This is a genomic window from Pseudarthrobacter sp. NPDC059871, assembly GCF_042731175.1.
Lineage (GTDB): Bacteria > Actinomycetota > Actinomycetes > Actinomycetales > Micrococcaceae > Arthrobacter.
On record NZ_JBHWJV010000014.1, the window covers coordinates 134,088 to 141,640 of the forward strand.

A 7,553-nucleotide genomic window follows, 5' to 3' on the forward strand; every position below is an offset into this window, starting at 1 on the left:
TTCCCCTGCAATGGCGGGGGTTTATTCTGCGCGCCACAAACCAGCGGGAACGGACAACATGACGGACAGTACCCTCATCAGGTGGATCGACGGCGAAGCACCGTCAGGGACCAGCAGCGGCACCACCTGGGGAATGCCCTTCCCCCGCGGCACCGTCCACGGGCCGGGCGCGTTGACAGTGACAGACGCCGGCGGTGCCCGCGTCCCCAGCCAGGCATGGCCCCTGGCCACCTGGCCTGACGGTTCACTGAAGTGGGCCGGGATCGCGCTTCCCGCAACGGATTCGCCATCGGCCAGCTACCAGGTGGGGCACGACGCCGGCGCCGCACCTTCGGGAGGCGGCGCGCCGCCGTCGGGCGTTCAGGAAGCCCAGGGCGCTCCTGGTGCCCACGGCGGCGCCCGGGTCAGCGTCGCAGAAAGCCCCGGCGCCTTCACCGTGGACACCGGCGCCCTGCAGATGGAGATCAGCCGCAGCGGCTCCACGCTCTTCACCAGCCTCACGCGAGACGGCCGGACCGTGGCACGCGACGCGCGCCTGGTGAGCCTCCTCCAGGACGGCATCCCGGAAGAGGCGGGCACCGCCAGCCGCGAGCAGTACACAGGCGAGGTCACCGCCGTGGAGCTTGAACAGGACGGGCCGGTGCGCGCCGTGGTCCGGCTGGAAGGCCGCCACCGCCAGGACAACGCCGGCAGCGGGGGACGCAGCTGGCTGCCGTTCGTGGTCCGTTTCTACTTCTACGCCAACGCCCGCAGCGTGCGGATGGTGCATTCCTTTATCTGGGACGGCGACGCGGACAGCGACTTCCTGGCCGGCCTGGGCGTCCGCTTCACCGTGCCTCTGGACGCCGAGCTGCACAACCGGCACATCCGGATTGCAGGGGCCGACGGCGGTTTCCTCACCGAGGCGGTCCGCGGGCTCACCGGACTGCGCCGGGATCCGGGTGCGGACGTGTGCGCCGCCCAGATCGGCGGACGCACCACCCCCTCCCCGGACACCTGGAACCCCGAAGTCTCCGAACGCCTGCACCTGATCCCGTCCTGGGGCGACTACACATTGACCCAGCTCAGCGCGGACGGCTTCGAACTGCGCAAGCGGACAGCACCGGGCCACGGCTGGGTGGGCATTTCGGCCGGGACCCGCTCCGCCGGCTTCTGCTCCCTGAGCGACACGCGCGGCGGGCTGGGCATCGGCATCAAGGACTTTTGGCAGTCCCACCCCGGACAGCTGGACATCCGCGGCGCCGCCGGAACCGACGCCACCGTGACAGCCTGGCTCTACCCCCCCGAGGCCCAGCCCATGGACCTGCGGTTCTACCACGACGGCCTGGGCCAGGACACATTCGAGGAACAGCTCGAAGGCCTGGAAATCACGTATGAGGACTACGAACCGGGCTTCGGGAACCCTACTGGGATTGCCCGCACGCATGAGTTAACCCTGTTCGCCTACGACGCCACCCCGTCCACTGAAAGCCTCGCAGCCGACGCCGCTGCGGCCTCCTCACCGGCGCTGCTCCAGGCCACCCCGGAGTACCTGCACTCGGTGGGCGTGTTCGGCGACTGGGATCCGGTGGATCGGGGCACCCCTGCGCGGGCACGCCTCGAGGACCACCTCGACTTCCTGTTCGATTTCTACGCCGGGCAGGTGGAACAGCGGCGCTGGTACGGGTTCTGGAACTTCGGCGACGTGATGCACACCTACGACTTCGACCGGCACGTGTGGCGGTACGACGTGGGCGGCTACGCCTGGGACAACTCGGAACTCTCGCCGGACCTCTGGCTCTGGTACTCCTACCTGCGCTCCGGCCGGGCGGACATCTTCCGCTTCGCCGAGGCCATGACCCGGCACACCGGCGAGGTGGACGTCTACCACCTGGGCCCATGGAAGGGCCTGGGGTCCCGGCACAACGTGCAGCACTGGGGCTGCAGCGCCAAGCAGCTGCGCATCAGCACGCCCGCCTACCGCCGTTTCTACTACTACCTCACGGCGGACGAGCGCACCGGCGACCTTCTGACCGAGCTGGTGGACAGCGACCAGAACTTCCTGGGCCTGGACCCGGTCCGCAAGGTCCGCCCGGACGCCGACACCTACCGGCCCAACCGCGGCGCCCTGGGCGTGGGGCTGGGCACGGACTGGGGCTCGCTCGCCGCCACGTGGCTCACCGACTGGGAGCGCACCGGCAATCCGCGCTCCCGCGACCGGCTGCTGGGCACCATGGCGGATATTGGCGCCCTCAAATACGGCTTCCTCACCGGCGAAGCGCTGTATGACCTGGACAAGGGCCGCTTCGATACCGGCCGGGAGATGATTTCCGTGTCCCACCTCAGTGCCGTGTTCGGCCTGGTGGAGATCTGCAGCGAGCTGGTGGACCTGGTGGATGATCCTGCGTTCGAGCGGGCCTGGCTGCAGTACTGCCGGCTGTTCCTGGGCACCAAGGAAGAGCAGGTGGCAGAGGTGGGTGAGCCGCTGGCCGGCATCTACCTCACCCAGGCGCACAGCCGTTTGAGCGCTTATGCGGCGGCGCGTTTGCAGGATCGTGACCTGGCGGACCGCGCCTGGGAGAGCTTCAGCGAGGGCGGGGAGCACCTGAACCACGAATCGGCGTTCACGCTGCGGACCATCGAGCCGCCCCATGTGCTGCTGCCGGTGGACGAAGCACCTACGGTTTCCACCAACGACACCGCACAGTTCGGCCTGGCCGTCATCCAGAACCTGGCGCTGATCGGCCAGCACCTGCGCTGATACCCGCTCCCTCGGACTGACCCGCGACGGCGGCGCCCGGACTTTTCATCAAACGGCCGGGCGCCGCCGTCGTCCGCTTCTCTCACGCCGCCCTTCAAAAGCCCTCAAAGTAACGCCCACATAACGGCCTTTTCGTGCCGCCAGATGTTACCCAGTCGAGGCCCACCGCGTGTTTACACCGCCTTTCAGGGCGCCATAGGGTGCTTCACCTAAACAGGGTTCAGGAGGACCTTGGGAAGGGAAACGAGCACCATGAAAAGCAAATTTGCTGCCGTGGCCCTGGCTGCCGCGAGCTTGGCAGCGGCCCTGCTGGTGGGCAGCCCCATGGCGGCCAACGCAGCGGACAAGCCGCTGATCGGCCTGACCTTCGACGACGGCCCGTCAGTCCAGCGCACGGCCTTCGTCCTGGACGTCCTCAAGCAGAAGGGGGTCAAGGCGACCTTCTTCCTCCAGGGCAACCATGCACAGCAGTACCCCGACCTGGTCCGCCGGATCAAGGCCGAGGGGCACGTGATCGGCAACCATTCGTGGGATCACGCGAACTTCCCGGAGCTGAGCCAGACCAGGCAGCGGCAGGAGGTTGACCGTACCAACGCCGCGATCTCCGCCATTACCGGCTCAACGCCCAAGCTGATGCGCTTCCCGTTCGGCAACAGCACGTCCTACTCGCTGAACTACATCAGGAGCATCGGCATGAGCGGCGGCATCCAGTGGCGCTGGCATGTCGGCCAGCCCGGCGACTACGAATGCCCCGGCGCGGCCGGCGTGCAGAAGTACGTCCTGGATGAAGCGGCACCCGGCGCGATCATCCTGCTCCACGACGGCAACGATGTCCTGTCCTGCCCCGCGTCCCAGTGGTCCTACCTGGCCCGGACCATCGACACCCTGCGGGCACGGGGTTACGACTTTGGCGTGGTGGCGCCCTCCGCGACCGCCAACCCGCTGAACGAAGGGTCGTATGGGGTGGTGGTCTCACCCTGACCGAATCCGCCGCCGCCTGACCCTGGCGCCGTCGTCGTCCGCTTCTCCCGCGCCGCCCGGGGTAGCGTGCTGTGCCTCCGGAAGGTAACTTGGTAAGCATGCTGATGATTTCTACAGATCCATCGGCTTCCGGTAACAGAGCAAAGGAGACGTTATGAGCACGAAGGTGGAAAAGCGCATTCTGGTGAACGTTCCGGTGAGCACGGCCTACAACCAGTGGACCCAGTTTGAGGAGTTCCCGCACTTCATGGGCGGCGTCAAGAGCGTCACGCAGCTCAGTGACGACCGGCTGGAATGGGTGGCCGAGATCGGCGGCATCCGCCGGCAGTGGGAGGCAAAGATCCTTGAGCAGGTGCCGGACCGCAAGGTTTCCTGGGCCGCCACGGAGGGCGCAACCAACGCCGGAGCCGTCGAATTCGAGGACGTGGGCGGCGGCCAGACCTCCCTCAGGCTGACGCTTGAGTACGAGCCCGAAGGCGTGGTGGAGAAGATCGGCGACAAGCTGCACGTTGTGGACCGCCAGGCCGAGTCCGACCTGCAGAAGTTCAAGGAATTCATCGAGGACGAGCGTTACGCGAGCGGAGCCTGGCGCGGCAGCGTCAACCCCGGCTCCACGGCTGGTACGCCCGGCGTTGAGCACGCGGGGGCTTCCCGCGGCGATTCCGGCAAGGCCGGCGTTTCAGGCAAGGTGGCGGCCGGCGTAGGTGTCGCCGCAGTGGCTGGCGCGGCAGCGGCCATGGCTGCCAGGGGTAACAAGGACACCACGGTGGGCGCCGACGAAACGGTCACCCCCGCGGCTCCCGGCGAGCCCGTCACCGTCACGCCGATCCCGACTGACACGACCACTGGCGGGTCAGTCGCCGACCTCGGCGACGACAGGATTGGCCACCAGTTCGACCAGACCAATGGACTGGTTGACACCACGGGAGAATCCGACGAGACGCTCGAAGGCGAGACCCTCAGCGCCGGCGAGCGCCGCGAAGACCAGCGCCGCTCGGACGGTGGCCTGCCTCCGGTAAGCGGCAACCTCGGCCAGCACTGACGGCCGCCGCGTCCGGCTGACGGCCCGCCCAAGGCGAGTGCCGTCGTCGTACTCTGCATTCCGAAACAAAAGCACCGCCCGCCTCTTCCCGAGGCGGGCGGTGCTTTACTGTCCAGCAGTGTTAGCTACTTCGTCTTGCCTGCGTAGAAGACGGACGGCGCTGCCGGCGTCTCCATGCCCTCGCCAATAAAGAAGCTCGGGTGCGGCGGCTGGTTGTAGCCCACGGTCTCGCGTGCCACACCGGTCCGGTACATCGGATCGTGCATCAGCGTGCGGAGCCGGACCTCGGTGGGCGAGGTGCTGGTGTAGATCCGCAGTTCGGTGCTGTCTGTAGAGGGGAAAACCAGTTCCTCGCGCCAGTCGCCCAGCAGGTCGGCCTGGAGCGAAGGGTTGCCCTTGGTGTGGTTGTTGGTGCGGGCGCCGGTGGCGGTCAGCAGCCGGTCGCTGGTTTCGGTCTCCCAGTTCCACTTGGAAATGGTGGGCACACCCATGCCTGCGTCAGCGTCAAACTCGTGGTCCACGATTTCGCGCAGCAGGTCGCCGTCCCACCAAGCCATGAAGTTGGCGGCCGGAATCTTGTCCGAGATCCGCTCGCCCTTGGCGGACATCAGGAAGCCGACCGGCGAATTCCAGGCAGCGTCGCCGCCCACGGCCCAGCTTTCGGAACCGGGGAAACGCGGATCGATGTCGCCCGTGGCGCCGCGGCCGGTGTCCTTGATGGCGGGGATGCTCCACAGCACTTCACCGGTGGCGGCATCGCGGAAAGTGGCGCCGCGGTTGCCGCTCTGGCTCATGCTCTCGTGCACCGCGAAGGTTTCCAGGCCGGGCCGTGACGGGTCCAGGTCCCCGGTGTGGATGGCGTCGCCGTGGCCCAGCTTGGTGTTGTAGAGGGGCTTGCCGTCGTCGTCGATGGTCATGGAACCGAAGACGAACTCGTCCTTGCCGTCCTGGTCCACGTCCGCCACGGACAGGTTGTGGTTGCCCTGGCCCTTGTATTCGGCACCGGCGATATCCGAGTCGAAGGTCCAGCGCTTCACCAGCTTGCCGTCCACCAGGTCATAGGTGACCAGGACGGTGCGGGTGTAGTAGCCGCGGCTGAACATCAGGGACGGCTTCTCACCGTCGAGGTAGGCGACGCCTGCCAGGAACCGGTCCACGCGGTTGCCGTAGCCATCGCCCCAGGCCGAAACGTTGCCGCGCGGCGGGTCGTAGGGAACGGTGTCCATGATGGTGCCCGTTGCCCCGTTGAAAACCGTCAGGAATTCCGGGCCGGACAGGACGTAGCCGGCGCTGTTGCGGTAGTCCGCCGCAGCATCGCCGATGACAGTACCGGCGGCGTCCGTGGTGCCGTCTGCTGTCTTGAACGACACCTCGGCCTTGCCGTCGCCGTCGAAGTCGTAGGCCAGCATCTGGGTGTAGTGCGCGCCGGCGCGGATGTTTTTGCCCAGGTCGATGCGCCAGAGCTTGGTGCCATCCATCTTGTAGGCATCGACGTAGACGTTGCCCGTGAAGCCGGACTTGGAGTTGTCCTGGGCATTGGACGGGTTCCAGAGCTGGATGATCTCGTAGGCGCCGTCGCCGTCCAGGTCCGCCACCGTGGAGTCGTTGGCGCTGTAGGTGTAGGGCTTGCCGTCCTTGCTGACGCCGTCCGCCGGCTTGTCCAGCTTGATGGCCAGGTAGTTCTGCGCCAGCGGGGTGAACCCGGCACTGAGCTTGTCCTGCCCGTTGCCGTTGCCCACCGTCTTGATGACGTACGTGGACTGGGCCGTTCCGTCGGGGTCAATGAAGGTGGTGGTGTCCCGGATGGGCTCCCTGGTGATCTGCTTGCCGTCGCGCAGCACCTGGAAGCCAACACTGTCCTTGTCCAGGCCGAGCATGCGCCAGCCCAGGGTGACGCCCTGGTCTGTCAGCACCGCCACGGGTGCCCGGTCCAGGTTTTCCACCTGGCGCTTGAGGGCCTGCTTTGCGGCCTGACCCGGCGCCGAGGACTGGTCCTGTGCCGTGGACTGGTCCGATGCCGTACTTTGATCGGCCTGGGCCAGCGGGACTCCCGTGAAGGCGAGCGCCGCGGCGGTGAGGGACGCCGCTGCCGCTGCCAGGGGTGCTGCTTTCCAGGCCCTGCCGGCCCGGGATGTGGGGGAACACTGCGAGTGGTAAACCAAAAGAACATCTCCTTTGATGCGGCGGCAGCTGAGTCTGCCGCACAACAGTTTGGAACGTTTCAACCGCGCGGAAGCGCACCGCTTCGTAGGGGTGGGCTGGGGGTCCGCGTCGGATGGAAAACGCTTTCTGCTCTTCTGGTTTATCAAGGGATGACAAAGCCGGTCAAGGGTTTGACCGTTAATGATTGGGAGAAATTGTTCCGTTACGTTCTTTCTCCCCCGCGACGCGCGCTCACTTGTGGCGGCAAATTCCCCAACGCGCGCTCACTTTTGGCGGCAAATTCCCCGGCGGGTTCTGGGGGTCGTTGCAACGCCTGGGTGATTGGTGGTGTTGTGGGACGTTTTGGTCGGCCTGGGGTTTTGCGTGAGAAGGTCCGGGTTTTTTGGGTGTCGCGGTCTTCTGGTCTTTCTGATGAGGCCTCCGCGGGTCTCTCGGGGTTGTCCGAGGGTACTGTCAGCAGAATCGTCCGTAAGCATGGTGGGGTGGATCCTTCGCTCAAGCCCCCATGCGGGCGGTTTTTGTCCTTTGGTGTGCGCGAGTTGATTGGTGTGTGGCGCGCAGAGGGCTGCGGGGTGCGAGAGATTGCCCGGCGATTAGGCAGGAACCCGTCCACGGTCAGCAGGGAGC

Annotated in this window: 5 protein-coding genes; 4 read left to right on the forward strand and 1 reads right to left on the reverse strand. The window is 66.6% G+C overall.

Annotation, left to right across the window (positions count from 1 at the left end):
- The first annotated feature begins 58 nt into the window (after positions 1-58).
- From ACFV4R_RS18280 to ACFV4R_RS18290, 3 genes are all read left to right on the forward strand, one after another.
- Complete coding sequence (locus ACFV4R_RS18280; protein WP_377204090.1) at positions 59-2,740, forward strand: Tat pathway signal sequence domain protein; 2,682 nt, start codon at positions 59-61, stop codon at positions 2,738-2,740.
- 252 nt (positions 2,741-2,992) lie between these two features.
- Positions 2,993-3,721: a polysaccharide deacetylase family protein gene (locus ACFV4R_RS18285; RefSeq protein WP_377204091.1), complete on the forward strand. Its 729-nt coding sequence runs from the start codon at positions 2,993-2,995 to the stop codon at positions 3,719-3,721.
- 154 nt (positions 3,722-3,875) lie between these two features.
- Positions 3,876-4,763, forward strand: coding sequence for an SRPBCC family protein (locus ACFV4R_RS18290; protein ID WP_377204092.1), 888 nt, complete (start codon positions 3,876-3,878; stop codon positions 4,761-4,763).
- 125 nt (positions 4,764-4,888) lie between these two features.
- On the opposite strand, the gene ACFV4R_RS18295 is transcribed toward ACFV4R_RS18290, so the two are convergent.
- Positions 4,889-6,925: a rhamnogalacturonan lyase gene (locus ACFV4R_RS18295; RefSeq protein WP_377204093.1), complete on the reverse strand. Its 2,037-nt coding sequence runs from the start codon at positions 6,923-6,925 to the stop codon at positions 4,889-4,891.
- 150 nt (positions 6,926-7,075) lie between these two features.
- Here ACFV4R_RS18295 and ACFV4R_RS18300 point away from each other — a divergent pair.
- On the forward strand, positions 7,076-7,553 hold a 478-nt coding region (locus tag ACFV4R_RS18300), incomplete at its 3' end, for a helix-turn-helix domain-containing protein (RefSeq protein WP_377204095.1).

Coding starts and splice junctions, on each gene's coding strand:
- ACFV4R_RS18280 (WP_377204090.1), top strand. CDS start 59: ATGACGGACAGTACCCTCATCAGGTGGATCGACGGCGAAGCACCGTCA.
- ACFV4R_RS18285 (WP_377204091.1), top strand. CDS start 2,993: ATGAAAAGCAAATTTGCTGCCGTGGCCCTGGCTGCCGCGAGCTTGGCA.
- ACFV4R_RS18290 (WP_377204092.1), top strand. CDS start 3,876: ATGAGCACGAAGGTGGAAAAGCGCATTCTGGTGAACGTTCCGGTGAGC.